Below are 26807 nucleotides of genomic sequence, written 5' to 3' on the forward strand. Positions count from 1 at the left end.
GGCAACTAACGCCCTGCGGTTGTTCAACCCCGGCTCAATAAAATTACAAGAATTTTATTAATCCGGCGTTATCGTGATAAATAAACACTGGTAGTCCGGCAAGAAAAACAGTTCATTTTATAACGATACTGTATGACACCGTTTGCACCGTTCGCCCTCAACCAGTTTTTAGCTGTGAAAAAGTCTGTTCCGTTACTGGTTTCAACAATCACTGAATCAGAATGTGCAACAGAATAAAAAACAGCATCATCGTAAAGGCGGTTTTCAGGCCTGAAATTATGGATAACCTTAACCCACGATGAATTAACCTTGTCTGATTTAATAACTGAGTATGTCGGTTGCCAGTCCATTAATTGTGTATTCACCGTTTCAGGATTCTGTTCCCAGTCAACCTGTGGTGGTTCAGGCGGAGAGGAACAGGCAGAGAGAAAAAGGACACTGACCATTAACATTTTTTTCATAGTAAAACCTCTGACTCCAGCTCACCGACGGAGAGCATTTTTTCTTTAGAAGGATATTTAAGCCCTTTAACACCCAATACTTTTTTAGTCTTATTCAGAGAGGCGGTTAACTCGGTAAGTTTGGGGCTTACCATCATCAGCCTGTCCATAAAATACGGGTCGAGGAAGTAGAGGGCTTTCTCAGCTTTAACCGGGTTTTCACCTTTAAGAATGATAAATTCTTCTTTAAAATCCAGCGTTCCCAGCTCCTGCGGGAGCACAAGGGCGCGCTGCGCCTCACTTTCTGAACTGCTTTTCGACGTTGAGCGTCCGCTTGTCTTGCTTGAACCTGTCGATTTGGTGGTGATATAGCCCAGCTTTTCCGAAATCTTTTTAGCGTCATCTTCTTCACTGACAGCGTAGATAATCCGGCAGGGATGCGCACTCATCAGCGTTTTGGCACCTTCAACACCATAGATTTCATTAAGCTGACTGATATTCTGGTAAATCGTCAGAAGTTTGAGTTTAAACCCGGCAATATAACCCGAACCTTTTTTAATGATTGGCATGTAACCAATAGACGGAAACTCATCCAGGAACATCAGACAGTCATGTTTCAGTGTCGGGTCAAAGTCAGGGTTTTCTCGTAACGTGACTTCCACAACGAAGTTAAAGAACAGGTTGAGGAAGTCATAGGCCAGGGACATATCTTCAGCATTAACGCCAACATAAACAGTGATATCTTCCCGGCGCAACTGGCGAAGGTCGAAATCATTGCCGTCTGTACATTTGCGAACAGTCGGAAGATAAAACAGACTCATTTTCTTACGAAACGAACCATCAATACTCGAACGTTGTTCGTCTTCGGTTTCGTGATACTCCCTGATTTTGGTCAGGGCATCGCGCAGATGATACAGCGCGTTTTCATCAAGTCCTTTTGTTCCCTCCAGGTCTTCTCGCTTACTGAGTATCAGCTCCCGGTCGATGTTGCTGTACAAATCGACTACAGAACCAATTGAGAAAACAGGTTTAAGCCCGAACTCACCAAGCCAGGAGGGGTCGTAGTTAATAAAGAAATGAAGCAATTTTGCCAGCCCCGTCCAGTACTGCCCCGCGAGGTTATTAAAGTGTGCTTCCGCTCCGGTCAGACCGTAAGACGGGAACAGGATCTCAATCAGCTTCAGCAGGTCTTTAGCCCCGCTCTCTTCTTTTAAATCAATATAGAAAAGCGGGTTAAACTGATGCGTTTTACTGTTGAAAGGGTCAAGAAGATAGACCTTATTACCCAGCAGTTTTTCACGTACCTTACTGGTGATTTTCCACAGTTCCTGTTTTGGATCTAATGCAATCAGGGAATGTTTCCTGACCAGCAGGTTTGGAATACCTATTGCAGCCCCTTTACCTGCGCGGGTTCCTGCGCCAAGTGATACAAAATCTGGTGCGGTATACCACAGGTATTTACCTTTATATGCACCTACAAGAATATCAGTATCGTTTTCTTTCTCCCATTTCAGAAGTTTCGATTTTCTTAAATCATTATCACTGGCAAACTTCGCGTCACCATAAAGAGCAACATCCGTTTTATTCAGTTGCCAGATAATAAAAACAGGCACAATGAGAGACGAAACCATACCTGATAAAAGAGAGGGGATTGCGGTTAACCTGATATCTGTCCGTATATTACTCTCTGTTATTATCCGCCACAGCAGCATGGAATCAAAATTCTTCCATATATAAAGCGGCGTTTTTCCGTTCAGGAAGTAAACAGCAACTGAGCCAGTATAATACGTCACAAGACACATAACCAGACCGATAAAAGCCCACTGGCCTTTATCGGGTAGTTTCAGAGACATAATCACTCCTTCAGCTTTTCAAAGTATTCCTGAAAATGAATATCACGATAGTAAATACCCGATGCAAATCGGTTATCTTCCTCATCGATGTACTTAATACTCATAATCACATCGACGTTGCTTAACACCCTCCGCAATATAATGTTATAAGGCAAATTCTGACATTCAGGGTTCATATAGCACCGTTGAACCAGTCCAAGCACAGCATCTTCAGGGGTGCTCTCATGGACGGTTGTAAGGTTCCCTGCATGGCCGGAACTTGAGCCTTTGAGAAAATCCCAGGCTTCCGCGCCGCGAACCTCAGTCATGAGGATTCTGTCCGGGTTCATACGAAAACCAGAACGTAAAAGAGAAGCGGAACTGACAGTGCTACTTTCCCCTTCTGACGGGTAATACAATTTCACATGATTTTTGTGGAACCTGAACTTTGCTTCATCTGTATCTTCAATTGAAATACATCGTAAATGATGGGGTATGTACTGAAGACAGGCATTTGCAAAGGTGGTTTTACCCGCCCCCGTTCCGGCACAAAATACCATCGTTTTACCCTTAACCAGGCATTCAGGGACAAATTGTTCAAAACAATTATCTTTAAACATTGAAGATAATTCATCTTCTTTATCCCTGAATTTCCCCCCTTGATTTAGCCTTGAGTAAAACCCTTGTTTAACAAAGGTATCATGGTCGATAAACACACTGGACGGCTTACGGATTGTAATAGACACCGTTTCCCGTTCCGTTGCCGGGGGAATAACTATTTGTACACGCTCCCCTCCGGGGAGCGTAACAGAACGTAAGGGATATTCTGGCGTAACCGACCCACCATCATGATAATCAGAAATTGCCCCTGCAAATGACATACAATCTTTAAAATCCATTTTTAATTCATGCTGCTGCCATTTCCCACTCACTTTAACAAACAGTTCATCAGGCCGATTTACCGCGATTTCAGTTAAACCATCGACTTCATTAAGCCAGTGGTGGAAGTATTCATCTATTATTTCATAAACAATATGTCTGTTCTCTGCATCCTTCATAATTCACCTTTTCCTTTAAGATCTTCAATAAAACGCATGACTTCTTCGTAATTAAATCGATGCGTTTTGATTTGTTTCAGTGGTTTGGGGAAAGGAACGCCATTTATTGGTATGCCCTTACGAATATGATGGTATATTTCGCTTTCCCTTATTCCTAACAGCATTGAAAACTCTTTGATATCCAGCGTTATCAAATTACCTCCGGGTACCCACCATTTTTAATTTGTAGATGCTGGAGAAATCCAAATCCTGACCAACGATCAGAGTAATGATTTCCCCCTGGTTTTTATAAAGCGTTGGAGGGATATTTACGCTGTTTGCAAACGCTTCGCGTGCTATATCAGCAAAAGCCTGGCGACTGTTAGCTGTATAGTCGGTCTGATTGTCTTTATTACTTTTAGCCGCTCCACTTGCGGCCTGTGCCACATCGGGGATCATGCCAACCATCATCGCGCCCATAAAGCGATCTGCAAAATGTGTGTCAATCCAGCCTGAAGCCCCGGCCTCACCCAGCGCTCCCGCCGCCTGTGTATCAATCAGCGGAATATCAATGAAAGGTTCCTTACGTGTTCTAAGCTTCGTAGCAGCGATAAACACGGCTCCCTGACCATGATTGAACGTGCCCGTTTTATACATCAGATATGCGGCTGTTCCCTTTTCAATTAGCTTTACATTCCTGTTTGCACTGTATACGTCCTCATTAATCGTACAGACCAGCTTGCCAGCCAGATCAGAAATAAATCGTCTGTCCAGCGAGCACTTAATCGCGGTATTTTCAGGAATGAAAAGGTTAGGGTCATAAGGAACGCGCGTAATTTTAGAAAGCTGCGCGGGTTGCCCTGCATTAACAGGCTGAACCTCTGCCTGTTTGTCACTGCCGTCCCCCTCGTTCCTGGTATTGCTGGCCGTTGATGAGCTACCACCGGAATTTGAGGAAGCAGAGCTGCTCCCCCCATAGGCCACATCCAGCGCACGACTGAAGTTTTGTTGTACTTTTTCCGGTGGCGTTTCCGCTTTGCCGCTGCTTTCCTTCCGTTCTTCCGTCTTAGCCGGTTCTTCCCTGGTGTTGAATGGATCAACATCATCGCTGAGTCCTGTCGCGCGTTTTACTGAACCAGTAGATACCGCATTACTGGCAGGCTTATCATCACCGCTGGACATTGCACGAATAATCGACGGGATATAGTAGACAGACACCCCGGCGGCCAGCAGAAGGAAAGCGGCCACAATAATCACCAGCCCCTTACGCGATTTTTTAAGCTTCTCGATACCCAGGCGTTTTACTGATTTACCGTCATCTTCATCTCCCTTATCCGTTTTATCGTTTTGCTCAATTTCTTTCTGATGCCGTTCCCGTAGTGCCTGTTCAATTTCTACAGCGGTCGGGATTTTATTTTCCTGTTCGCTCACTGGATCACCTCTTTCTCAACGTTCGGGGAAACGGTATCTCCTGCCGGAAGACGGACTTTGCCAAAGCCCCGGTTTTCAACCCCAACAACCTGATTTCCCATACGCAAAACAAAGCGCTGGTCTACAGGAACACCAACAACGGTGAAACTACCGCTGTTTTTGACTACCGGGTTAGTCAGCGTTTCCTGTTCGCCGCTCATAACAAAGACGCTGGGGATTTTCTTCAGGGGGCTGAAGCCAAACCAGGTATAGCGGCCATCGTCATACGCATAATCCGGGCTGATTGACTGGCTGCCGTCAGCTACCCGCTTCCAGTAATCCCAGTTCTTGGGCGACTTCGCATTTTCAAGAGAACGGTTGATTGCCTGCTCCTCCTGCCGCTTGTTAAGAGCCTCAATCCGTTTCTTCTCGATTTCGGCTTGCTCCTTCCGGCGTTCCTGCGGGTACTGGTAATTAACAACAAACGCGATCTTATCCGGCTGCCGGAACGTTCGGGCGTTCAGCTCCATGCTGTAATTACGTTTTGTTGTGCGAACAAACAGGTTTGTTCGCCAGCGTTCCAGGTCGTTTTCAGGATCAAGGGCTACACTGACCACCTCTGAAGACTGGTTGCCATTGTCATCGGTACTGTTCTTCTGTACGGTCTGTTTGACGGGCTTCACTTCGAGATACACCAGGTTATCTTCTTTGTTCACTTCCCAGCCCTGGGGAAAGCCGGTTCTGGCACTGATGACCGTTTCATCCTCGTCAAATACCAGTGTGGTTGTATAGCCAACCGCACTGTTTATGACTGTCGTGTTTTGCGGGTTATAACTGACAATCTGATTACGGGGATCAAAACGGCTGGCTGCTGGCGTAACGGCTGCATGGCAGACGTGCGACACCAACAGAAGCGCCACAATTAGCGCTCCTTTATTCATTTTCATAGTTTTCACCCTTTCACTTCTTTATCGCGTACATAGCTCGTTACAACGAATTTAAGCGGGTTATTGTTTCGGTCACCCGATGCCATTTCGACCTGTGGTTCAATACGGTAGGTCAACCGGACGTTCCAGTATTCATAATCATCCTGGCCTGTCGCGACATTTCGAATGGTTAATTTAAACCGGATATATGCTCCCATATCCTTATCATCGCGCCGGGATGACGGACTGATAATCACGGACGGATTATCCTGAACAGATGCGGTTTTTTCCGCTTTATTATAAATAACCTTTGGTGACTGGTTGCCGTTGATTAAAGCGTTGTAATCCGTCGCCACATTCTCAGCGCTGTATAACAGAACATAATCATAATCATGCTGGAGACTGAAATAGTTATACCCTTCACGACGCTTCACATACTGAGTAATGAAGTATTTCGCCAGCGCTTCATTTTCAGAGAGGTTTTCTTTTTTAACAGAAGTCAGTCTTTCAGCAACGCCAGTGACACCATTAATAAGATAAGCTTCGACAACCGTACTCTTTAACGGTAGCGCTCCATTCAGTGCCAGCAGAGACAACACACCTACGGCAATTCCTGCAATACCACCGAATTTATAAATGCGGTTCATTTTCTCCTGCATCAATACATTTTTCTCTTCAAAAGTAGTTGAAGAGTCTGTTACTTCTTTTTTCTTGTTAAAACCGGGAAGTTTTAATCCTGAGAGTTTAAACCCCATTGCGCATTACCTCTGCTGAATTAACAGGTTCGCTTTTTCCGGATACCGGAGGTTGTTTATGTGACGCCTGGCATCCGACAAGGCAAAGCGTCACGATAGCCGTGATAAGTAGTTTCATAATGTGAGAACCTAAATAGAGGAGTGAATATTTACTGCGGAATACTCAGAGTTGACAGATTTAAATAATAAATCGGTTAACCTCCATATTTCTTTTTCGCCGCATCTATCGCAGCCTGGCGAAGCCTCTTAGCGCCAATATTAACGCCCTGCCCGGTCAGATTCCCCAACTTACCGGATACACCAGGAGACTGGTTGAACCCTCCATCCTGACGGCGAACGCCTTTCCATGCGCCAATCCCTGCATTTTTACCCATACCAAGCAGATTACGCCCCATACGGGAAGCGCCGAACACGCCAGCACCAATCCCCATTGCGGCTGCCCCTTGCATCGCGCCTTCAACACCTACCCCTGCGAGCTGGGAAGCATAGGTTTTGGCTTGCCAGATAATCCAGGCCATAAATGCACCTGCAACCCCGGCCTGAGCACCTGTTGATATCAGATTTAATTCATCTGCGTTAGCTATCGAGATTGTCAGAATGCCATTAAGGAACGTCATTCCCGCTTTAATTGCCAGTCCACAAAACAAGAATATGAAGCATGAGCTAAATATTAACTGAAGCCAGCTATTAAACATCTGCCTTAAAAAACCAAATGAAAGACAAATAATAAACAACGGCGCGGTAATAGTAAGTATCTTAATAGTAACTTCGGCGGCGAGATAAACTATTGAAGTTAGCAATAATGCAATTATCCCTCCAGCATATGTTAATAAAGATGCGATTGCCCCATCTGTTTTCACATACTTCGAAGTATCTTTGGACATAAGATATGCAGCTACCTGCTGAACTTTCTCCCAAAGCTCGTCAACCCATTTCCAAGGATCACCTCCTGCAAATGTTTCCTTCAGCCCATCAATGGCCTGAGTTGCACTATCTAACCACCCCCCCATATTTTTGACAAAAACAAGAATTAACCAGAATCGACATAGATTCCATAAAAAATCCTGCACTGCGGTTTTTTGCTTCCCAACTATTGTGGTATAAGCATACCACAATATATAAATGGAAATACCATACTTACCCAACTGAGACGCTATTGAAGAAAAGTTATCTAACTGACCAGTCAAAGACTGGTCAAGAGTTTTAACAATAACGTCATGAGCGGCCTGGAAATACCTAGAAGTTGCCATAGTGGCTCCTTTTAACTTCCATCTTTACCCAATACATTTTTGAATGCATCTTTATAGTCAACATGCTTAGGATGTAATTGCTTATACCTAAACAAACCTTCCTTAGCGTTTTTACAATTTTCGCTATCACTCCCAGACTTTTTGCATTCAGCTACTTTTTTCGTTGCATCGTCTACGTGAGACTGCCACCAGTCTACAGATTTAACCTCTTCACACCCGGTAAGAAAGAATGTAAGCCCCAACGCCGCAACTAATCCATATTTTTTCAAAATGCCCCCTCAGTTCATTTCATAACTCTGCTGCTCAAATGCTGCCTTATAATCAACAACTGGAGTTTCTTTATTAACAGCCCCTAATTGTTTCTCCTGGAAAGCAGCCTGTAACATTTTCTCCTTGTATTCTGCAAGATCGCGCTGCTTATCGCGATACATTTCATACTGAAATTTGAGCTTGTTAAATTTCAGGCTTGCCAGAGATACAGCGTTTGTCGCGTCCTGCGTGGCTTTCGTGTCCTGGGCGTTCTTCACCTGGTCGATAAGGTCGGCCATTTCCTGATTATCTTCACGCAGTTTACTTTCCAGCTTATTGCCGTACTCGATCCCCGCCAGTTGGGACAGGAACGAGGCTTCACAGCCCCGCACCAGGTCGCCCGTATATCCCAGCCCCTTACAGGTGTTTGTCACCTTATAATCGGCCAGTAGTGATCTGGCTTGCTCAGACAGGGTGGCTTCCGGGTTCTTAATGTAATCATCAATGAAGGAGTTCCCCTGGTCGTAAATATTCTCCAGCTCCTTACTGACAGATTGCGCAGACTGCACCAGTCCCTGAACATCACGAATGCCCGTTTTGGTCAGCAGCTCCTGCTTATAGGCATTAATCTGTTTCTGGTAGTGGTTCACGGTGTCCTGCCACTGTTTGAGGCGTTCTGTCCAGCGCTGCGCTTCGACAGCCCATTCAGGGTTTGCATCAATGGCAACGGGAACACCAGCCTGAGCACCAGAAATAACCGTAACAGAGGCGATAAGTGCCGCAACGATATGCTTTTTCATAGGGATTCCTTAAATCAGGTTTGCACGTTCCAGATAGGTATCAAGCCACTCTTCCGGCTTCATACCCTCTTTCCAGATTTCATCGAACAGTTCAAGCTGGGGTTTCGATGCGCTGAGAACCGGTAGGTAATACGCCGCTTTTCCCAAATCCAGTCTTGCGAAAGCCGCAAAATCATCACTTTCCCCCTTCCTCTGTGGGTTTTTGACGACCAGGAACTGACGAGATAACGGGTCAATGGCTTTAATTTTGTCAAAATAAAGTTCTCTCACTTCCAACTCGTCTACGTACTCACTACGTTTCGCTTTGGGGTTCGCCAGATAAATATGTGTTGCGCACTGCTCACGAACGGCAGCCGCGATAGGTGATTTAATTAGTTCATCCGGCGATTGTGTCGCTACGACAAGCACCATATCCAGCTTACGCGCGGTTTTGAGTTTGTTATAAACAAAATCTCTGAACGCTTCGTTGTTAATCCATTGCCAGAACTCATCCATGTAGATAAGGAGTCGGCGGCCATCAGCCAGCATGGTGACACGGTAGATGAGATAGAATGAAGCGGCGCTGGAAAGTACTTTGTTATCCAGAAACTCCGTTCCGTCTATACCGAAAACGTCCAGGTTGTCCACATCAAACGTATCGTCCGGGTTATCAAACACCCAGCCAAATTCCCCTCCCTGCACCCAGGCATTCAGGCGTGCTTTAAGCCCATGCCGCCGGGTTTCAGTATCATCAGGCTCCAGAATGAGTGGTCGCAACTTACTGATCGGATAAGAGCGGTTTGACCTCTGCATCAGGCGCTCAACGGCATCAGAAATCAGGCGGTTCTGGTAATCATCAAGCGGCTCACTGTTAAGCGTACAAAGTAGCCTCACCAGGTCTTTCATAAAGGAAATATTTCGTTTGGTTGGTGGCAAAGCCGCAGGGTTCCAGCCAGTCGGCTCTCCTTCTTTCACCCGAAAGTAAGCACCTCCCATTGAACGTATACCGGGTTCCGCTGCCCGATCTTTGTCGAAAAATACTGTAGTTAACTTCTTTAATTTCCTCTCAGGTGGAAAAGACTCCGGCGTTCCGAACTGCTGGGCGGCGAAAGCCTTAGTCATCATCACTACCGTTTTACCCACGTTTGACGTACCAAGAATTTCGGTATGCCCCAGCGTGGGGTTTTTACCGAAGTAATTTTGATGCTCGGTAGTCATGTGATAGTTCAGGTTATAAATATCATTTCCTGAGCCGCCCAGGGTGATAAGGTTGTTACCCCAGGTATTTCCTTTCTCCTTGCCCGTAAAGAAATTATGGAAGCTTTCCATTTCGGCAAAGTTCAGACTGCTGATAGAACTCAGGCGTGGCCGTAACGTGTAGTTACCAGGTAACTGAGCAAAATACGCTGCGCCAAGACTCAAGGTTGAATAGGTTACGATCAGCCCTAAATCCTCCAGGGTCGTCGTTACAATATTGGTGTCCTTCACCAGACGCTCCGGCGAATCTGCGTAAACAATCAGTGTCTGGTGACTTTTCCCGAAAGAAATATAGCCGCTGGAGACCATATCGAGACCAACTTTCAAATCAGCGAGCAAGGATTTAGCGGCATCATCGGTCATTTCGAGTTTGTCGATCTGATCATCCAGCGCCTTGATTGCAGACTGCTTGTCTATCGGAGTTAAAGAGGAAGTCTGTACATACTCAACCGGGAGATACATCAGTGCATCAAAAATTCCGGCATCCGTTTCCTGAAAGTAGTCCTTGATCTCGATGCAACGAAAGTACCGGGCATGGTCAGAGGCAGTGATTTGTCCAGCATCGTTACCAAAGAACAGGTCTTTACCACCCAGGTATGTATAAAACGGACTATTGGTGACTCTGACTTTCTGCCAGCGCCCGGATAGCAGTTTCTGGAACAGCGTAAGCTGTTCTGAATAAACTATATTATTTTCTTCATATAACCCAAGACGACGGGAATGAAACCGGGAGAGATAGGTGCTCAATCTGCCACATATTTCATTCATATCATTAATGGGTTCTTCGAAGATATTTTTATTACCCTTTTTCCTTGAAAGAAAATGCGTCACTTTATCTTCAGCGCTGAACGGTTTATAGCATACGGTTAAGTATAATTTGTTTTCAAAATACTCAGCCGCCGAAAGCGATTCGTAATAATCGTTCATCACTCTGTTGACGAATGGGATCTTGCTGTCAAATACAGGTCGCACTTCTTTTCTAACCCGAATACGATGCGTATAAAAGGTAACGGGTTTCCCATCAAAACTACGTATCAGCGTATTGAGCTGGTCAGTAAGCAAGGCTAGATCCGCTTCATCTACACATTCAAAATAAGCTCCGTCAATCTGCCAGGTCGCCAGTAGATCATGGTTTCTGGTAACAATGAGGTTATCAGTGATGTGTGATGAATACGGGATTAACTCTTCAAGAGAAGACTGGTCTTTAAGCTTCATAAAATTGTCCACTTTCGATATATCGACTGCGTCGTACGAACTCCCCGCATAATGGACGGCATTGAAGCGCTTGTTTGCCAGAGGATTACCTTTGATTTGCATTCGCAGATAAAGCAGGTCAAAAAAGCGTTCATCTATCTTCGTAACTCGCTTGATGGCATACCAGCCAGGGAGGATGAGGGCATACATAGCCTCATGAATCCAGACACCAAGCAAAACGCAGATAACGCACATTCCAAGAAAGGGGTAGAGCGGAACGCCCAGCCCCCTAATCAAAGCGGGGCGTGTCAGCCCTTTAAAAACGGTACTCATTTTTACGCCCCCTTTTATTACATATTACGCTAACCAGTCAGGCAGATATGGCGCAACAATAAAGATGATAATCCCGATAATTAAAGGCGTAATCCACGCTGCATGCTGGCGTGAGAAGATAGCGATATAACCAATTACCAGCGCAATGATGGTGATTGCTGGCTTACGGATATCCGTCAGAAAATCGATAATCTTCTGCAAGAAGCCAGTTGTTTTAGTGGATACATCATCAGCAAAGGCGGGTTCTGCTACACAAAGCATCAATGCAGCCATAAATACAGAAAGAGTTAAATAACGTTTATTGAGTTTTAACATCGTTTGTTTCCTTTTCATCTAAAACAGTGCCACGCATGGCATATTGGGGATATACGGTAACTTCTTTAGGTTTGATACTCTGTGTTACATTCTCCTTTCTGATTGCATCTTTAACTGAAGGAACCACCCAGTTTTTTTTGTTATCAGGCGGATTAAACCCTATGCGCTGTATATAACTGGTGTTATTAAAATCTGATTCAGGTTTAGTTCCTGTTTCTGGATTGCCGGAATAATAGCAACTCAGGCCACGTAAAATATCGCCACCACGTTTATAACAATCCACCAAAATTTGCTCTGAAACCTTGAGATTTTCGCAGGGGTCAAACATTTTCTCAGCGGTTGTATTGAAGTTTGCAAAATTCGTACTCGTTATTTGCATAAGACCGACTGAGTAACGATGATTTCGTGATTCAATTTGATTTACGATCTGGAGTGCAGCCTCCTTAGTTTTGGGAAAGTAGGACACTACGCCTTTGTCACCGGGCTTACGTTCAACCTTCGGTATTATCTCGGCAATAGCATATGGGTTAAAACCAGATTCAACCCTTGCAACTTCATGCGCAGTATCGGGATGAACGCTGGCCGCGCATTGCAAAGCAAGCGCCGCAAAAGCAGTAGTAGATAACATGATTTTCTCCCGGCCAGAACAGCGCGGAAAGTTTAGACTGAATGGTTAGTCATCGAAGTCGTCATCGTCTTCATCGTCTTCGTTTATCAGCTCCTCAATAGCCTGGCTGGAATATTTTTTTATGAGGTACTGGACAACACCAGAGCTTGAAATACGTCGCCCCCTGCGATAGCCAAGCTCCAGAGCAATTTTATCCAGTTCCTCACGAGAAGCTGAGGGCAGGTAGAGTGTATTACGTTGGGGCTTGCGTCTCGTTGCGGTTTTTTTTCGGGTAGCAGTCATTTTTCTTCCGTTTCATTTTGTGGGTTAAGCTTCTCTCTGTGATGTAGTGGATGAAAGCCATACTTCTTTGCTGCGGATTATCCATGAGTAGAATTTCAGCAAAATCGTGTGGAATTGATTTCCTTAAAAGATTTGCCTGAGCTGTTGTATGTGATTGTCTGTACAAAAGCTCCGCCATCACATCTTCTGGTACAGGTAAAGGCTCACCGCCAAATGAGATAAAGCGTTGTACGTAAGGGATAGCAGTTATTGTAGTGGAATGAACCTCTTCAAAATCTGCCTGGATAAAAAGATAACCGGGAAAAAGCGGCAAACGTCTTTCTCGATATGAAATTATCTTATCCGGGCGACGATACCTTTCAGTCTCCATAGGACAGAAGTAAGAGAAGTTCAGGCGTTCGAGATGAGCAAAAACTGCTGCAAATCTCGTAGTGGTGAATTGCAAAACATACCATTCCATAGTTTTTCCTTTCAGGCGCTCTCTCGACTCGGATGACCCCGAATCAGAGAAAAAAAACAAAAGGACAAATTTACATCTCATAAAAACTTTATCAGCTACATGTGCTGCGTTCAACCACACAAGCAGATCTTTAGATCGCATTTACGACACATTTCATTTTGTTTGTGCTTGTATTTTATTTATATCTAGATACATATGCTATTTGATAACAAAAAAGCAGATCGATTGATCACCATGCGCTTATTTTATAGTCAAGTTAACTAAATTTTTTACCGCTAGTTACTTTTTACAAAAACTCTGCTAACAAGATAAATAAATCGATCTTAATCAATAAGTTACCGGAGAGTATGAATTATCCTAAACGAATTCCGATTTTCACTTTCTGTTCGCTTTGAATCATCGACTGTTTTATTTGCGAGAAATTTCTCATCTGGAGTTGCTGTTTCTTAATCATCTCCGCGCTGTTCAGCACCAGCTCTTTACTGGATGAAGAGATTCTGTCTATGCCCTTAACCCCCAGGTTCTCTAGCTGCCACTCATTCCTGTGTGCAGTCTTCCAGCCATGCTGTACACCGTTCTTATCAAGTGCAGGGATTTTCACCTCCTTTTGTCCTAACTTCTTCAGCTTAACAAGATCACCTTTCTTAACGTTCTCGCGAGTGGTTAACTCACCAAAATCAGCCCCCCAATATGTTTTCTCCACGCCCTTGTTCAGTGTCTTAAGCTTTATGAAATGCTGCTTTGGTTTGGTTTTATCGTTCTGATAATGGTCGTAGCCAACATCAACAACCTCATAAACGCCCTTCTGTCGTTTTGGCGCTGTTTTGTGCGCATCTTTAATAGACTGGTTAAGTCCATGCTGCTGCTTATGAGTGGCTTTAACGTCATAGCCCTTCATCTTCAGCTCTTCACAAAAACCTGTACGAATTTCCCGTAAATCTTTTTTCCTGATATCAGCTCGTTTACCGTCATTATCACGAATACGAAAAACGACATGCACGTGTGGATGTTCTTTTTTGTCGTTATGATAGCCAAGCACAAAACGATGATTTGGGTACTTCTTGTTCATCGTTTTCCTGACAGACTCAAGCAGATCTTCAGGTTTTACCTTTGCTGATACAGGCGGTGAAAACACAATATTTTGGGTTACTTTTTTATTTTCCTTACCTTTATCATCGAAAACATTTTGAGGGTCATTAGCACGATCTATCATGTGCTCTTTAGCCTCCTGAATCTCATCACCTTTCCATACCTGACCGCTTTCACTCATCACTGGCAGCTCTGACTCCCGGCTCATATAGTCAATACTGTTTCGAACTCCCTGCCGGGTAATCGCACCTCCTGAGATTTTGACAACAACCTCCTTACTGGCACCCTTGCGGTTGATACGTTCCTGAACGTTGCGTTGATAGTTTTTACCACCATTTTTAACTTTATGGGCGAAAGCAGACTTGCGGCCAGCTTCAGAGGACTTACGCTTAACCCTGAATTCCTTGTCAACATAAACGCCCATGATTACACCTCAACCTTGTTAGAAACAGTTCGCCCTTTGCATAACATAATGTAGTTTTCAAACTCACTTTTGAGACTCATTATCTCTGAACTCAACCGCTCAGCGTCCTGATAGAACCCATCTTTATCAAGTACTCTGGCATTATCATTAACGATAATATAATGAAAGTTTCGCCCTATTTTATCTATTGCATTACGGCAACGATTCATCACCAGAAGTTCCTGATCGAAAAAATCAAGTTCATTTTCAAGTGTCGTCTGGATTCGATAACGACATTCTCTGGATAAATTCCAGCCATGACGATGAGCCGCTTTCTCTATTAAAGTTCTTTGTTTCCCTGTCAAATACATTGTGGTTTTGATAAAATCATCATTGTCTTTTGACACATTAACATCTTCATTTTTAACCTTGCTTTTCAGTAAAGCATTGGCAAGCAGCTTCATTCCTTTTGCCACGGTTAAACCCGGTTCATCTGGATAAAGTGTTTTAAGACAATCAAGTAGATCATCATGTTGGCTTTCTTCAATCCTGAATTGAACTTTTTTCATAAAACTCTCCAACAAGAACCGACTGTAGGTCACCGGGCAAACGTTGCGGAATGGCGTCAGAGACGTCATTTTGCGGCGTTTGCCCTATCCTGCATCGCAGTGAACTACCTCCACACATAAATTGTGCTTCAGCGTCCATCGAAATGCAAAAAATGAAAGGCTATCGTGGCTGTGATCTGGTGCGTCTGCGACCGGAGACAACGGATTCGCGGCTAACTTGGGCGGAAATAAATTCGCTACGCGAATGGCCTGGCAGGGGGCGCGAGCGCTGTTTTACGGAATATACAAAAAAAGCACCTCCCGTAAACGGGAGGGCTTCGGCGATTCAGGAACGGGAATTTTATTCTGCCTCTGGTGTGTCGCCTTCCATGCCCTGCCGGGCATCATGGAGCCAGCGGCGGAGGTTACTCATTCTTTCCCGGTTTGCCCGGCTGGGACTTTTTCCCCTGTTACCGCTTAGTATACTCCAGACTCTTAACCCGGCCTCGTTAGTCCAGTGCAATACAATTTCCCCTTTGCTGTTAAATCCCAGCGAAAACCGGACAGCTCCCCGCCTCTGTTCTGCACTGATAAAATCTAAAAACTCCTGTTTTTTCATAGCACCTCCTGTTTTTCTATCAGTGCTTTTGTTTCTTTCTTTTCCAGGGCTTTTCTGAGTAATGCCATGTACTCAGGAAAAGCAGAGAATGGCATCAAGGGAAAAACCGGACGCCCACCCTTTTCAACAGTCTGTATTGCTGATAACATGCGTTCCGACATTTTATATTCCTCGCGAGGGAATTGAGTGTCACGGTATCAGGTTGCCTCCACAACCTGATACCACCCCTAATTGATTAACTCCGCAGTTCTCTTATCGCTTCATTTTTGGCTTCCTCCAGTTCTTTAAGGGTATATGCGAAATTCTTCCAGTTAATTACTTCGTTTATAACCTCAGATTTACTTAAACCACACTCATTAAACCAAAAGTTAATATTTTTCTTGAGGGAATTTTTCGCCGTCAGTTCCTCGGACAACAATTCACTAACAGACGTGATAACATAACCACGACCGCGATTTTTATCTTCGAAAGAATGAACGGCAAGGAAGAGAGTTTCTGAATGGACAAAAGCAGAGCAGGTGATTTTTTCTTTCTTAGTGTTTAAAGCCTGGAAAGTGATAACATACGTGTTCATTTTAGTCTCCCGCCCGTTTGGGCTACTGGATCATGGTAAGGAACTATTCCCGACCTACAAATAAATTATACCATCATATGATGGTAATGCAATTTATTTAGTCACTTTATCCTGATTTTTTTCTCTCTTAACGAGCTGGTAATCTGGATGTTCATCAGCCAGGAGCAAAAGTAATTCATACGTACCAGCGGCTAAACCACGAGACGTTTTACCGGATGTTTCTTTGGCTTGCCAGGCTGATAACGTAAAACCAAACCGTTCAGCGGCTTCCTGCTGCGTAAAGCCAGCTTTAATACGTGCTTGTTTCACCTCTTCAGGTGTTGGCTTAAAACTCATGATTTTGTACCTTCACAATAGTATCTGTATAGAATTTCAATAAAATTGGATCATCAATTTCATCTTTAACGTTCGAGAATTCTTCGTAATAAAATGATTTTTGGAAAACAATCTTTTTAGTTGTTTTTTTATCCGCTTCTTTAGAGCGTACCTTCATCAGTTTTTCAAGTTCAATAAACAAACGTGTTGCATCTTCAGACACAACAATCCTGTATGTTACATTACCTTTGTTTTTCCTGTCGCTCAGGACTTCATTCATTTTTTGCCTCATAGCTGTTTAATAAACCCCGCTACCTTTATGAGCTGATCTACACTCAGGCCACGAATTACCATTTCATATCCGTCGCCCCGTTCTGATACGTTACCATCTAACCCATTCTCAACTTTAAACCCGGTCAATGTCCCATGCCAGCTTTCAAGATGCACTAAACGAGATAGCATTCCTTTCAGGATCAGTTTTTTCTCGCGTTTTTGCTGTAACTGTTGTTCATACTCTCGCGCCATATCTACATTATCTAAAGCATCCGACAGGATTTTCTTTTCAATATCGGCGGCGATTTCTACAGGGTTACGCTCTGGCGATACTGTGCAAGTATGGTAAGGACTTCTCCAGCTGCGACTATCTACGCTTCCAATGATAACTAACCTTCCTTTCTCCATTCGAATATGTATAGAGTAATTTTTAAAATCAGGTGAGGTTAGCTTAATCCTGTACTGGCAATCATCGAGCAGATTTACACGCCAGCCGTTCCCCAGGATTCGACAAACGATTTCAAACACCGGTTTATACCGTTCAAAGAAATTTTTCTGTTCTTTCATCGATTCAGCCTTTTGAACTCAATAAAAAAGCCGTAAATCGAATTACGGCAGTTTTAAGACTATTCATCAAAGTGTCCATCATCACTTGCAGCTTCCTGGGCTTCGCATTCCTGCTGATATGCTTCTTCCTTCGCAAAAAGATGCGCCCATCCTTCTGCGTTTAAGCCACGGTGCAAGACTGAACCATTTTCATTGCATTCTTTGGCTGTAACTTCGATCTCATCCGGGCAAATGTAGGCTCCGTAACTTTCAAAAATGTTTATCAGCTCCGCTTCCGTTATGGTCTTGTTTTTCATCAACGTGTCTCCGAATCAATCTTTGCCATGTTCTAGGGGGCTTTCGCCCCCATTCCGGTTATGCGCTTGCTTCTACACGTGTCCAGCCTGACGCCTTACGTTTACCCGCTGTACCATACATTTCACGAATTTCTTCAATGCTGTGTTCTTTACGGTTCCAGCGGCTTTTGTGTTCTTCAGGACGGTAAAACCATTGTTTTTTCTTAGATGCCCACTTACAGCCCATTTCCTTTAAAATGTCTTTGTGTTCTTTAGTTTCTCCGCTAATCCAGACCCAATTACCAATAACTTCATAGACAATCCCTGTAAGGCCGGAAAGCGTATTCAGAACTTTTTCCAGATCTTCACCGTAGTTGTAACGTGCGTTTTCATCAGTGCTTTGAAACTGATTGATTTTATCAATGTTAGCCATGAGAAAATCAAACGCAGCATTTACTGCTTTCATCAGCTCGGCACCCAATGGATTGCGGTCTGGATGATATTTTAAAGCCGCTTTTTTGTATGCCGCCTTGATGTCCTTTTCAGTCAGATCACCGGATAAACCAAAAACGTTTAATGCTTCCTGAATATTCATTTTTCGCTCCCGCCCGTGTGGGCTTCTGGAATCTGGCAGGGAACCATTCCCAACCAACAAATTCATTATACCATCAAATGATGGTTATGGAATCATTTTTAATGCTTTACATTGTAAAGATTACATAAAGATGTATATTGCTTTACCGCGCATGAAGGGATTTCCGAAAGAGGCGCGAACTGTAGTTACATAATGCGCTGTCGTAACATCGCGCCGGAGACGTTCGCCAGGACTGGCGAACCAACAAGCCCGAATGAGAGCGATAACCCCCCTCACCCCTGCCAGGCCAATTTCTGACTATCAGACGATGTTTAGCCTGTCGCAGTTAGCGCGTGAGCTTGCGAACGGTACGCCGGGTCAGTGTGAAACACTGGCGCGGGGCGCTGTATCTGCGCGTTATGAGATGCGTTAGCAGCGAATTACGGGGCGGGTTGCTGAAACCGATTGATGCCTGACAGCAAAAAATGAATCCGGGCGCCAGCTGCTGCACGAAAATTGCCAGCAAAAAACACTTGGCCATCCTCGCCGGTCGTGAAATTTTGCTGGCATAAGAAATAATCCCCCCGGTATGAGGGGCTTGTCTGAAAGGTTAGTGGTTGGGCTTACTGAGAGTGAACTGTAACCCGGCTACTGCTGCAAGCTGTGCAAGTGTTGTGATGGTCGGGTTTCCGTTCGGGGATAATGCGCGGTAGATACTCTGACGAGCAAGGCCGGATTTTTTGGCCGCCTCTGTTATACCCCCTGATTAGGGATCAGGTTAAAAACGAGCTGTATGACGTTCTAAGCGCATTTTACCCGCTCCGTTGAACCATGACCGGGTTAAAGCGGTTAAAACGCCTCTGAGGGCTTTTGAGAGCATTTAAGAATTGGATCGGAAAAGGATCCCGTCTGGATCTTTTAGAGAGATTACACCGCTCGCCGCAGCCGAACGACAGGGCGAAGCCCGCGAGTGAGCGAGGAAGCGGAATTTCCACGGGGTTTCAATAGAGCACTTACGCGCTAAGGTTAATATTTGCTCAATTTTTGGTGGTGCAGTGCTCAGGGAGGCCAGACGGATCTATCCTCTGGATTTATGCTGAGTTATCCACAGACGCTGTGCATTAAAAGCCTTATATTTTCTTCTTGATCTTAAAAACTTAAAAACTTAGCTCGCTTCAATTACCTGAAAATTATGGAAAAAAATTGCTAAAGGTGAGAGGATTTTTCACGTAAGGTGAGAGGATTTTTCACGTAAGGTGAGAAGATTTTTAAGTTAAGGTAGTTAGATTTTTCACTAAAGATGAGAGGATTTTTCACGTAAGGTGAGAAGATTTTTAACGGTTTCCACAGTTTGACTGAACATCAAGTGAAACATGCGGTTGTTGCTATCTTTAGATATGAAGATCCTCAGATCTTCATATCTAAAGGTGAGAGGTTTTTTAATTAAAGGTTGTATTGTTGTCTTGAATTACAACCTTTGTGGGGTTATGATTTGCCTACATAGGAAAGGTTATATGAGGCTTATCGTGAAGACAGTAACGGGATTAACGAAAGTTAGACATAGAAATGAAGTTGGGGTAACTCTTGCATCCCTTTCCCTTTCAGCAAAAAGAGTGCTTTTTCTGGCTCTTTGCCAGATTGATACAAAGGAAATGTTAGATGATGATATTTTGGAGGTTGATGCTGACTTTTTTTCAAAAGCTACTTCTTTAGATAAATATGCCTCTTATGCAGCTCTGAAAGAGGGAGCTAAAGTTCTTTCTTCAACTACGTTAGTTTTAAACAGAGATGATTTAAAAAATTTGGCTGATGAACTTGGGATACTATCATCTAAGAATAAAATACCTGATCGCTTGGATTTAAACTTAACAGAATTCTGTGCCTATTACGATCATCTTGCAACTGTACGGATAAAATTCACAAATACAGCTAAGCGATATTTTTCTAAGTTGATTGGTTCTGAAAATAGATATACCACTCAGGTATTGAAATCAGTTGTGTTGTTGAACAGTGTAAACTCAACAAACCTTTATCAAGTCATTAGGAAATATTACAGTCAGAATAGTTCAAAAAAATCTTTTGATATATCCGTGGATGATTTAAAAGAGGAAATGGGACTTTATACTATTGAGGAAGGGGAGAAGAAATATAAGTATCCTAAATACTCATTTTTTGTTCGTGATGTTATCAATAAAAGCATTAATGAGATAATTGAGAAAACGGAAATAAATCAGTTATCTTTCTCTGTTGTTGGGAAAAAAGGGAGAATGGCTCACATGCTTAGATTTGAGTTTAGTATAAATGAAAAATCCTCATCCTTTTCGGAAGATGATATGGCATTTTTAGAGGAGTTTGACAAAGTCGTTCCACCAAAAAAGAATAAGTGAGGCAAAACATGGCTAAAATATATGAGTTTCCGCAGGGAGCCGAACGAAGTAAGCTGAAAAAAGAAATCATCCGGGAACGTAAAAAACGATTGCGAGAAACGAACGGTAACCCGGTTATCCGGCACGCTAAATGGTTCTGGTTTTATCTACGTCTTGCTACGGCTGGCGCACTGCATTTAGTCTCTGTTATTTCTCTGGCAGTCCTGGGGGCTTTCAGTAAAGCTATTTTCTGGATTGGTGGAATGCTCTGTGTTGTTACATGGTTCCACCTTGAGCGCCAGTTCTGGACGCCGCAAAATTTCACGATTCCAGTAATCGTAACGCTGTGGGGATTGAGTTTGTTTGCCACTCCCCTGATGGAGCTGCTTAACAAAAAAATGCCGTGGTATCGTCTTCTGGTTCCTGATGCAAAGCACACTAGCACTGAGGCAACCAATGATGATCAGCCGTGAAGCAACAATGTTATCCAGTCGGCTTGCAGTGCTTCTTTCAGCCTTTTATCATCGGTTAATCATAGCGCACGAGGCGAGTTCTTTTCACTGCGATGCAGGATAGGGCAAACGCCGCAAAATGACGTCTCTGACGCCATTCCGCAACGTTTGCCCGGTGACCTACAGTCGGTTCTTGTTGGAGAGAGTTATGAAATATCAGGTTAAAGAGTTTATTAACGAAAAATATTCTAAGGCTGTTAATATTTTAAAGGATAACCTTAAAGAACACTACCATATTTTTTATGGTTTGAGATTAAGTGAGATTCTTTTTCCTGCCAGCGAATACGGCTCTGAAATGTTTTTTCAGGAGTTTGAAGCGATTAACAGTGTAATATTGCCTTTGGTGATTTTTGATTTGATAGACCGAAAGCCGATTATGGTTATCGGCTTCGGTGAAGTATGTGGAGTTGATTCACTTGTTGATTCTGGTATAGAAGTTGTTTCTTTAGACGGTTTAAGCGATCTGCTACTGGTTGAAAAACTGACGCCATTATTTAACTAAACCTCTGGATAACTATCTTTTCAGTTTTCCAGTAAGATTTTTTCTATATCTGAAAGCACTATTTTTTCAATGCTTTCTATATAGTAATGCTCATTAAAACCTGTCATTTCTGTAAATTTTAGCTCTGCATCATCTTTCGAATAAGCAATAACAACTCTGAAATCATTTTCCCACAAATCCCACCTGTATTTGTCTTTTATACGAACCCTGTACAATCCTTTTTGGATAGTGCCATCTTTTTTCTCTTCCTGTACTTTTTTTAATTTTTCATTTTGCACCTGTTGTTCAAGCCATGATTTATTCATAAATCCCCCACGGTTAACGTCTTTAGGCTCGGTTTTTACTTAACGAAATCTTCCGGTTTTACACCTGTTTTTACCTTCATATACTTGCCCTCCCCCCTTAGCTTCGGCTGAAGTTCGGTAAAGTACCATCCGGCAACGGTAATAATGCCTAAAAATACAAAAATAGCAGGCTTCAGAACATCAATAGCTGATACAGCGCATAACTCAATATTGAGATTAGTACAAGTTCCCTCATCAGGTGCATAGAACCCCCATAAGCCTATACCTATAAGGAACATCCCCAATATCGGTTGGATGTATAACAAGTAGATATTAATAAGAGTTTTAATATATCTGAATATGAACATTTTTCTTTCCTTAGGTTTCTTTCTATTTTGGATTTCCAATTCTTAACCAATGTGATGGTTCGACAATCCATTCTCCGCAGTCATAGGCAACGGCCTTATTATGCCTGTTAGCGAACCATACTAACCAGGCTAATAATCGCTGATTGCCGCTGTATTTGGTTTATCTCTAACCATCACAACATATCTCTTTTTCTTAGCCATAACGCTACCCTAATTTTGCAGATTCAAGCAGCCAGTGGTTTTTCAGGTTCTCGTCCAGGTTATCGAATGCGGCCAGCGCTGCCTTTAGAACGGTTGTCTTGCTCTGGCCTGTTCTCTGCGCCTCCGCTTCCAGGATCTCCTCAAAGTACGCTGGCAGTCTGAAGTTCATCAACTTTGGTTTACCCGCTACAGGCGCTCTGGTAGCGCCGGAGATAAAACGCGCGGTTTCTGCGTTTGTTGCTGGTTGCTGAGATTCATCGATGTTCGGGCGGTTTAGTTTTAAAGCCATGAAAATTTCCCCTTGTACGGTATGCATTAATTGTAAATATCATAGTATCTTTATGGTGTATTTACAATGTAAAGATTTCGATGAATATTGTTGATATTTCTATAAAATGCCAATTTCCTGTGCCACAAGTTCAATCTGTGCTTTCGCTGTTGAAAGGCTCGATGCCCGGCTAACGTCATGTACCCCTGCCCCTTCATTACAGGCGCTTTCATACACATCCAGCTCGGATATCCGGGTTTTCAGAGGTTGAATCCAGATGTTGTCCGAACGCAGTAATTTATCCAGATCAATGGCCGCTTTTCTGTGGCGGGGTTTCGCTGAGTTGATTCTGGTGAACAGCACCCACGGTTCCAGAGCTGCGTTAGCTTTCTGAGCGGTGCGGATTTTCTCTGTAACACTGGTCAGTGTTTCGCTTTCGAAATCAGAGGACGGCTTAACCAGTGTCACCACGATATCTGATACTGTCAGGGCGCTACGGAACTCCTGGCTGTCGTGGCCGGGGCAATCGACAATGAGAACTTCACACAGCTTACTAAGGCGCTTAATTTCGTTGCTGACGTTTCCGTAAGCTGCGTGAACCGGGATAGTGAGTAAGCCGTTATCTGTCCGCTTTTCGTTCCAGCTCAACAGATCGTGGTTTTTATCTGTCTTCAGGATAATTACCGACTTACCTTTGTTGACCAGCATTGAGCCTGTGTTAGCCACGTAGGTGCTTTTGCCTACCCCACCTTTATCTGATACGACAAGCAAGATTTTACCCATTTCAGAATCCCTCTCTTTATGTTGTAAAGCTCATGTAAAGATATGAATGTCTTTACATGGTGTGTTTTTCGTAAAGATACTTTTGTCTTTACAGTGTCTTTATAATGCAATGGCTTTACCATGTAAAGCACAAATAAAGATATATTTATCTTTATGGTGTCTTTACATGGTAAATGTTGCTGTGTCTTTATGTGCGCTTTATGGTGTAAATCTTGGTGTGTCTTTACATCATCTTTATGTTGTAAATTTTTAGTGTGACGTTGTCACTATAGGGCTGGGGTCTGTTTGCTGGTTCTTTTTGAGTGTGCCTTCCCTGAACCAACTGAAATGGGTACTGTATGGGTGTGTCTGGTTAACTCAAAATGAACTGGTTCCCTATAATGACTCAAACAGTACCGAAAGGCTTTGTCAGAGCTTACTTACGCGCATCCACGACTGAACAGGATGCAACACGCGCCCTGGACACGATAAATACCTTCGCCATCGAGCGCGGCCTGAGCATCTGTAACTACTACATTGAAAATGAATCAGGTTCTAAGCTTGAACGCCCTGAGTTGTTCCGGCTCCTGAAAGATTGTCAGCAAAACGATATCTTGCTGGTAGAGGATGTGGACAGGCTTTCACGCCTGGTAGGGGAGGACTGGAACACACTGAAGAAAATGATCCGGCAGAAAGATATCCGGGTTGTGGCCGTCAACGTTCCGACAACCTGGCTCGCATCGGGTCACAATGATTTTGACAGCCGAATGTTTTCGGCCATAAACGATATGTTGCTGGATATGCTGGCCGCCGTCGCCAGGCGAGACTATGAACAGCGCCGGGAACGGCAGCAGCAGGGGATCGCCAGGGCGAAAAGGGAAGGGAAGTATAAAGGCCGCCAGGTTAATCAGTCTCGCTATGACGCCATAAACAGGCTGATTGCGAGCGGCAGCTCCTGGAGCCAGATTCAAAAAGTGCTGGGTTGTAGCCGGGCGACTATCAGCAAAGCTGTGAAGCAACAGACCGTTAACAAAATGAACCATGAACCTGAAGGTAGGGAGTAGTTACAACATAATAAACAGTGTGTTGAAGAATAAAACTGATTCTTTATACTGTATATGCATGGGTCTTCCCCGATCATGGTGGGAAGGCTCAGAACGCCATATTCAGCTTTCCGTAGTGGAACATCACCCCCAGTTTAAAGCGCTCCCGGTTTCGGTATCCCCTGGCTTTTATCCTCAGCAGCCTGATCTTGCTGTTAAGTGCCTCCGCATTTCCGTTTGAGACACTGTGTCGCATCGCATTCAGGATCCCGTACAGCCTTTTTCCTATCGTTTTCGCGGCATTTTTCATCATGGGAACGTCACTGTTAGCCGCCAGCGCCAACCATCTCTGCCAGTCACTCCGTCTTTCCTCGCTCCATGGCCTGTTCCAGATATCCTTTGCCAGCTCTTTCAGCGCCCAGCACTGGCTCGTCAGCTTCATCTGTGCACGCAGCCACATCAGCTTTTCCTGCCGGGATTCGGTCATCCACTTATCGCTGTACTGCCACAGGAAGCGGGTTCCTTTTGCCTGGTGTCGGCTTTCAACAGGGAGGTGCGGATGTTCATTCTGACGGGTTTTATCAACTACCTCGCCCAGTTGCTTCGCCACATGGAAGCGGTCAAAGGCGATTTTCTCAACCGCACTGGGTAAGTGGATACGCGCTGCTCTTATATAGCCCGCGTTCATGTCCATTGAGAGCGTTTTGATAGCCAGCAACTGCCCATCAGTGAGCGTGCGAAGATAGCCGGCAAGACTCTCTGTGCCGCGATCATCCGTTAAGGCCAGCGCCCGACCATCGCGATCGGAGATCACCGTTATGTAACGATGTCCTTTTTTAAAGGCGACCTCATCCACATTCATATGACGGGCGGATAATGGCTTTTTTATCCGGGCAAGACCTCGCTTAACTGCCCGGGTCATAATGCCGTCAACCGCATTCCAACTGAGCTTAAGTTGCTTCCTGACAGCATCAACGGTGCTGATTTTCAGCCATGAGAGAACGAACGATTCGAATAGCAACGTATACCGGCTTCCGGGGCCAGCCCACGGAACAGGCAACGTCAGGCAGCCATGCTCCGGACACATAATTCGTGGAACATCGGCTTCAACAATAGTGGTGAACTGGCAGGTATCAAGATGGCGCCATTTACGATGACGGTGATCGTGAACAGAACAGGATTTACCGCAGGTCGGACAGGCTAGCCGGGTGTTTTCAGCGATCTCAATAGTGACAGTAACAGAACCGGCATTTTCATCGAGAGAAAGGGACTTTACCTGCCACGGATCGGACAGGTTGAGAATATGAGCGTAGAGGGACTTTTCGTCCATGGCGGTGACCTCTGGCGATTAAATACACCATTATCATGCCTTCAGCCACCACAACAAGGGAAGACCCATATGCATACAGCTATATTGATCGGAGGTTTTTCATGCCTAGACACTATGAAATTGACTCAGCCTGGCGTGCGAGCATTAAGCGTGAGCCGAACGGTCGTCAGACAGTTACGACAGAAGCCTTTGTCAGCCAGCTTGCGCTGATTAATTTTCACTGGAGTTGTCGCCAAGCAAATCAGTGGATTGAAACCTACGTGACCGTTTTTAAAGACATTTCCACTCAGGAAGGAGAGAACCGGACATTCATGCTTTTTAACCCCAACGGAGGCCGTTAAAAATGGGTTTTCCATCGCCAGCAACCGACTACCAGGAAAACAGGCTGTCACTCGATCAGCACTGTAATACAGGAGCGCCGGGAGTATTCTTTTTTCGAAGTGATACCTACTCTTTCCGGGAAGGGATAAAGCCTGGTGCGCTGCTCATAGTAGATTTTGGGGGCACGCCCGTTGACGGGTCTTTGGTGCTCTGTGTCCTGGAACAAGAATTCAGGATCATGCGATTGCGACTACACCCCAAGCGGTGTCTCCAGGAACTCGATAAGCTGGATAACTTCAGGGCTATACCTGATGACGATGAGGACGGGTTGGAGGTCAGGGGGGTCATTACGCACATTGTGGCACTGTTGCAAAGTTAGCGATGAGGCAGCCTTTTGTCTTATTCAAAGGCCTTACATTTCAAAAACTCTGCTTACCAGGCGCATTTCGCCCAGGGGATCACCATA

At 44.3% G+C, this 26807-nt stretch carries 36 protein-coding genes and 1 pseudogene; 6 read left to right on the forward strand and 31 right to left on the reverse strand.

Features of this window, described 5'->3' with window-relative positions; translation table 11 throughout:
• Positions 1-68: 68 nt before the first annotated feature.
• The 26 genes and pseudogenes from ACOTX1_RS21345 to ACOTX1_RS21470 form a co-directional block, all read right to left on the reverse strand.
• Positions 69-461, reverse strand: coding sequence for a cag pathogenicity island Cag12 family protein (locus ACOTX1_RS21345; RefSeq protein WP_000738524.1), 393 nt, complete (start codon positions 459-461; stop codon positions 69-71).
• On the reverse strand, positions 458-2293 hold the full coding sequence (locus ACOTX1_RS21350; RefSeq protein ID WP_000053822.1) for a type IV secretory system conjugative DNA transfer family protein: 1836 nt from the start codon (positions 2291-2293) through the stop codon (positions 458-460). The genes ACOTX1_RS21345 and ACOTX1_RS21350 overlap by 4 nt, the downstream gene beginning before the upstream one ends.
• 2 nt (positions 2294-2295) lie before the next feature.
• Positions 2296-3330, reverse strand: a complete 1035-nt coding sequence (gene virB11, locus ACOTX1_RS21355; RefSeq protein WP_000650512.1) for a P-type DNA transfer ATPase VirB11 — start codon at positions 3328-3330, stop codon at positions 2296-2298.
• Positions 3327-3524 (reverse strand): DNA-binding protein, encoded by a 198-nt coding sequence (locus ACOTX1_RS21360; RefSeq protein WP_000629109.1) that lies wholly within the window; start codon positions 3522-3524, stop codon positions 3327-3329. The genes virB11 and ACOTX1_RS21360 overlap by 4 nt, the downstream gene beginning before the upstream one ends.
• 1 nt (position 3525) lies before the next feature.
• Positions 3526-4740, reverse strand: a complete 1215-nt coding sequence (gene virB10 / locus ACOTX1_RS21365) for a VirB10/TraB/TrbI family type IV secretion system protein (protein WP_001295060.1) — start codon at positions 4738-4740, stop codon at positions 3526-3528.
• The gene (locus ACOTX1_RS21370) at positions 4737-5666 is read right to left on the reverse strand and encodes a TrbG/VirB9 family P-type conjugative transfer protein (protein WP_000783386.1); all 930 of its coding nucleotides are present in this window, start codon (positions 5664-5666) and stop codon (positions 4737-4739) included. The genes virB10 and ACOTX1_RS21370 overlap by 4 nt, the downstream gene beginning before the upstream one ends.
• Positions 5667-5671: 5 nt before the next feature.
• Positions 5672-6400, reverse strand: a complete 729-nt coding sequence (locus ACOTX1_RS21375; protein WP_004199085.1) for a virB8 family protein — start codon at positions 6398-6400, stop codon at positions 5672-5674.
• Positions 6401-6594: 194 nt separating this feature from the next.
• Positions 6595-7650 (reverse strand): type IV secretion system protein, encoded by a 1056-nt coding sequence (locus ACOTX1_RS21380; RefSeq protein ID WP_000235886.1) that lies wholly within the window; start codon positions 7648-7650, stop codon positions 6595-6597.
• Positions 7651-7661: 11 nt separating this feature from the next.
• On the reverse strand, positions 7662-7919 hold the full coding sequence (locus ACOTX1_RS21385) for an EexN family lipoprotein (RefSeq protein WP_000759841.1): 258 nt from the start codon (positions 7917-7919) through the stop codon (positions 7662-7664).
• A gap of 9 nt (positions 7920-7928) precedes the next feature.
• Positions 7929-8699, reverse strand: coding sequence for a type IV secretion system protein (locus ACOTX1_RS21390; protein WP_000716326.1), 771 nt, complete (start codon positions 8697-8699; stop codon positions 7929-7931).
• Positions 8700-8708: 9 nt separating this feature from the next.
• On the reverse strand, positions 8709-11462 hold the full coding sequence (locus tag ACOTX1_RS21395) for a VirB3 family type IV secretion system protein (protein WP_015060057.1): 2754 nt from the start codon (positions 11460-11462) through the stop codon (positions 8709-8711).
• Between the two features lie 24 nt (positions 11463-11486).
• Entirely contained in the window at positions 11487-11777 is a 291-nt protein-coding gene (locus ACOTX1_RS21400) for a TrbC/VirB2 family protein (RefSeq protein WP_000916156.1), read from the reverse strand.
• Positions 11761-12405 (reverse strand): lytic transglycosylase domain-containing protein, encoded by a 645-nt coding sequence (locus ACOTX1_RS21405; protein WP_000953538.1) that lies wholly within the window; start codon positions 12403-12405, stop codon positions 11761-11763. Before ACOTX1_RS21405 ends, ACOTX1_RS21400 begins: the two co-directional genes overlap by 17 nt.
• A 45-nt stretch (positions 12406-12450) precedes the next feature.
• Positions 12451-12687: a hypothetical protein gene (locus ACOTX1_RS21410; RefSeq protein WP_275379652.1), complete on the reverse strand. Its 237-nt coding sequence runs from the start codon at positions 12685-12687 to the stop codon at positions 12451-12453.
• Positions 12638-13147, reverse strand: a complete 510-nt coding sequence (locus ACOTX1_RS21415) for a transcription termination/antitermination NusG family protein (protein WP_000455437.1) — start codon at positions 13145-13147, stop codon at positions 12638-12640. The genes ACOTX1_RS21410 and ACOTX1_RS21415 overlap by 50 nt, the downstream gene beginning before the upstream one ends.
• Positions 13148-13499: 352 nt before the next feature.
• Positions 13500-14660, reverse strand: a complete 1161-nt coding sequence (gene mobP1 / locus ACOTX1_RS21420; RefSeq protein ID WP_004199101.1) for a MobP1 family relaxase — start codon at positions 14658-14660, stop codon at positions 13500-13502.
• Between the two features lie 2 nt (positions 14661-14662).
• Complete coding sequence (gene ddp1, locus ACOTX1_RS21425; protein WP_001348698.1) at positions 14663-15208, reverse strand: DNA distortion polypeptide 1; 546 nt, start codon at positions 15206-15208, stop codon at positions 14663-14665.
• Between the two features lie 340 nt (positions 15209-15548).
• Positions 15549-15806 carry a hypothetical protein gene (locus tag ACOTX1_RS21430; protein ID WP_004199355.1) on the reverse strand — a complete coding sequence of 86 codons (258 nt, stop codon included), beginning with the start codon at positions 15804-15806 and terminating at the stop codon, positions 15549-15551.
• Positions 15803-15967 carry a hypothetical protein gene (locus ACOTX1_RS21435; protein ID WP_000004083.1) on the reverse strand — a complete coding sequence of 55 codons (165 nt, stop codon included), beginning with the start codon at positions 15965-15967 and terminating at the stop codon, positions 15803-15805. The genes ACOTX1_RS21430 and ACOTX1_RS21435 overlap by 4 nt, the downstream gene beginning before the upstream one ends.
• 74 nt (positions 15968-16041) lie before the next feature.
• On the reverse strand, positions 16042-16380 hold the full coding sequence (locus ACOTX1_RS21440) for a hypothetical protein (RefSeq protein WP_001099725.1): 339 nt from the start codon (positions 16378-16380) through the stop codon (positions 16042-16044).
• A 93-nt stretch (positions 16381-16473) separates the two neighbouring features.
• A complete protein-coding gene (locus ACOTX1_RS21445) occupies positions 16474-16716 on the reverse strand; it encodes a hypothetical protein (protein WP_000008707.1) in 243 nt (80 codons plus the stop codon).
• Entirely contained in the window at positions 16706-16918 is a 213-nt protein-coding gene (locus ACOTX1_RS21450) for a hypothetical protein (protein ID WP_004208549.1), read from the reverse strand. The genes ACOTX1_RS21445 and ACOTX1_RS21450 overlap by 11 nt, the downstream gene beginning before the upstream one ends.
• 65 nt (positions 16919-16983) lie before the next feature.
• Positions 16984-17535, reverse strand: a complete 552-nt coding sequence (locus ACOTX1_RS21455) for a hypothetical protein (protein ID WP_000662998.1) — start codon at positions 17533-17535, stop codon at positions 16984-16986.
• 59 nt (positions 17536-17594) lie between these two features.
• Positions 17595-17831 (reverse strand): hypothetical protein, encoded by a 237-nt coding sequence (locus ACOTX1_RS21460; RefSeq protein ID WP_000792381.1) that lies wholly within the window; start codon positions 17829-17831, stop codon positions 17595-17597.
• Positions 17832-17889: 58 nt separating this feature from the next.
• Complete coding sequence (locus ACOTX1_RS21465; RefSeq protein WP_001025390.1) at positions 17890-18405, reverse strand: DnaJ domain-containing protein; 516 nt, start codon at positions 18403-18405, stop codon at positions 17890-17892.
• Between the two features lie 589 nt (positions 18406-18994).
• Positions 18995-19147 (reverse strand): annotated as a pseudogene (locus ACOTX1_RS21470) (DNA-binding protein); the annotation flags it as partial.
• Positions 19148-19757: 610 nt separating this feature from the next.
• Between ACOTX1_RS21470 and ACOTX1_RS21475 the strand changes: the two are divergent.
• From ACOTX1_RS21475 to ddp1 (ACOTX1_RS21485), 3 genes are all read left to right on the forward strand, one after another.
• Positions 19758-20771, forward strand: a complete 1014-nt coding sequence (locus ACOTX1_RS21475) for a replication initiation protein (RefSeq protein ID WP_001348704.1) — start codon at positions 19758-19760, stop codon at positions 20769-20771.
• Between the two features lie 8 nt (positions 20772-20779).
• The gene (locus ACOTX1_RS21480; RefSeq protein ID WP_001074369.1) at positions 20780-21223 is read left to right on the forward strand and encodes a hypothetical protein; all 444 of its coding nucleotides are present in this window, start codon (positions 20780-20782) and stop codon (positions 21221-21223) included.
• A gap of 187 nt (positions 21224-21410) precedes the next feature.
• Positions 21411-21764, forward strand: a complete 354-nt coding sequence (ddp1, locus tag ACOTX1_RS21485) for a DNA distortion polypeptide 3 (RefSeq protein WP_000877224.1) — start codon at positions 21411-21413, stop codon at positions 21762-21764.
• A 20-nt stretch (positions 21765-21784) separates the two neighbouring features.
• On the opposite strand, the gene ACOTX1_RS21490 is transcribed toward ddp1 (ACOTX1_RS21485), so the two are convergent.
• From ACOTX1_RS21490 to ACOTX1_RS21505, 4 genes are all read right to left on the reverse strand, one after another.
• Positions 21785-22069 (reverse strand): hypothetical protein, encoded by a 285-nt coding sequence (locus ACOTX1_RS21490; RefSeq protein ID WP_001043731.1) that lies wholly within the window; start codon positions 22067-22069, stop codon positions 21785-21787.
• 35 nt (positions 22070-22104) lie between these two features.
• Complete coding sequence (locus ACOTX1_RS21495) at positions 22105-22416, reverse strand: hypothetical protein (RefSeq protein ID WP_000469598.1); 312 nt, start codon at positions 22414-22416, stop codon at positions 22105-22107.
• A gap of 205 nt (positions 22417-22621) precedes the next feature.
• Positions 22622-22906, reverse strand: coding sequence for a hypothetical protein (locus ACOTX1_RS21500; protein WP_001185481.1), 285 nt, complete (start codon positions 22904-22906; stop codon positions 22622-22624).
• Positions 22907-23005: 99 nt separating this feature from the next.
• Complete coding sequence (locus ACOTX1_RS21505; RefSeq protein WP_000516402.1) at positions 23006-23668, reverse strand: division plane positioning ATPase MipZ; 663 nt, start codon at positions 23666-23668, stop codon at positions 23006-23008.
• Between the two features lie 380 nt (positions 23669-24048).
• On the opposite strand from ACOTX1_RS21505, the gene ACOTX1_RS21510 reads away from it, so the two are divergent.
• Positions 24049-24711, forward strand: coding sequence for a recombinase family protein (locus tag ACOTX1_RS21510; RefSeq protein ID WP_001549893.1), 663 nt, complete (start codon positions 24049-24051; stop codon positions 24709-24711).
• Between the two features lie 88 nt (positions 24712-24799).
• Here the strand turns inward: ACOTX1_RS21510 and ACOTX1_RS21515 are convergent, their stop codons facing one another.
• Entirely contained in the window at positions 24800-26020 is a 1221-nt protein-coding gene (locus tag ACOTX1_RS21515) for an ISL3-like element ISKox3 family transposase (protein ID WP_000343760.1), read from the reverse strand.
• Between the two features lie 101 nt (positions 26021-26121).
• Here ACOTX1_RS21515 and ACOTX1_RS21520 point away from each other — a divergent pair, with 101 nt between their 5' ends.
• Positions 26122-26361: a hypothetical protein gene (locus ACOTX1_RS21520; RefSeq protein ID WP_001549892.1), complete on the forward strand. Its 240-nt coding sequence runs from the start codon at positions 26122-26124 to the stop codon at positions 26359-26361.
• 2 nt (positions 26362-26363) lie between these two features.
• Positions 26364-26720 carry a S24 family peptidase gene (locus ACOTX1_RS21525; RefSeq protein ID WP_004199403.1) on the forward strand — a complete coding sequence of 119 codons (357 nt, stop codon included), beginning with the start codon at positions 26364-26366 and terminating at the stop codon, positions 26718-26720.
• The last annotated feature ends 87 nt before the right edge of the window (positions 26721-26807 follow it).

This window comes from Enterobacter cloacae complex sp. IR5401, assembly GCF_049238425.1.
Classification (GTDB): Bacteria; Pseudomonadota; Gammaproteobacteria; order Enterobacterales; family Enterobacteriaceae; genus Enterobacter; species Enterobacter hormaechei_C.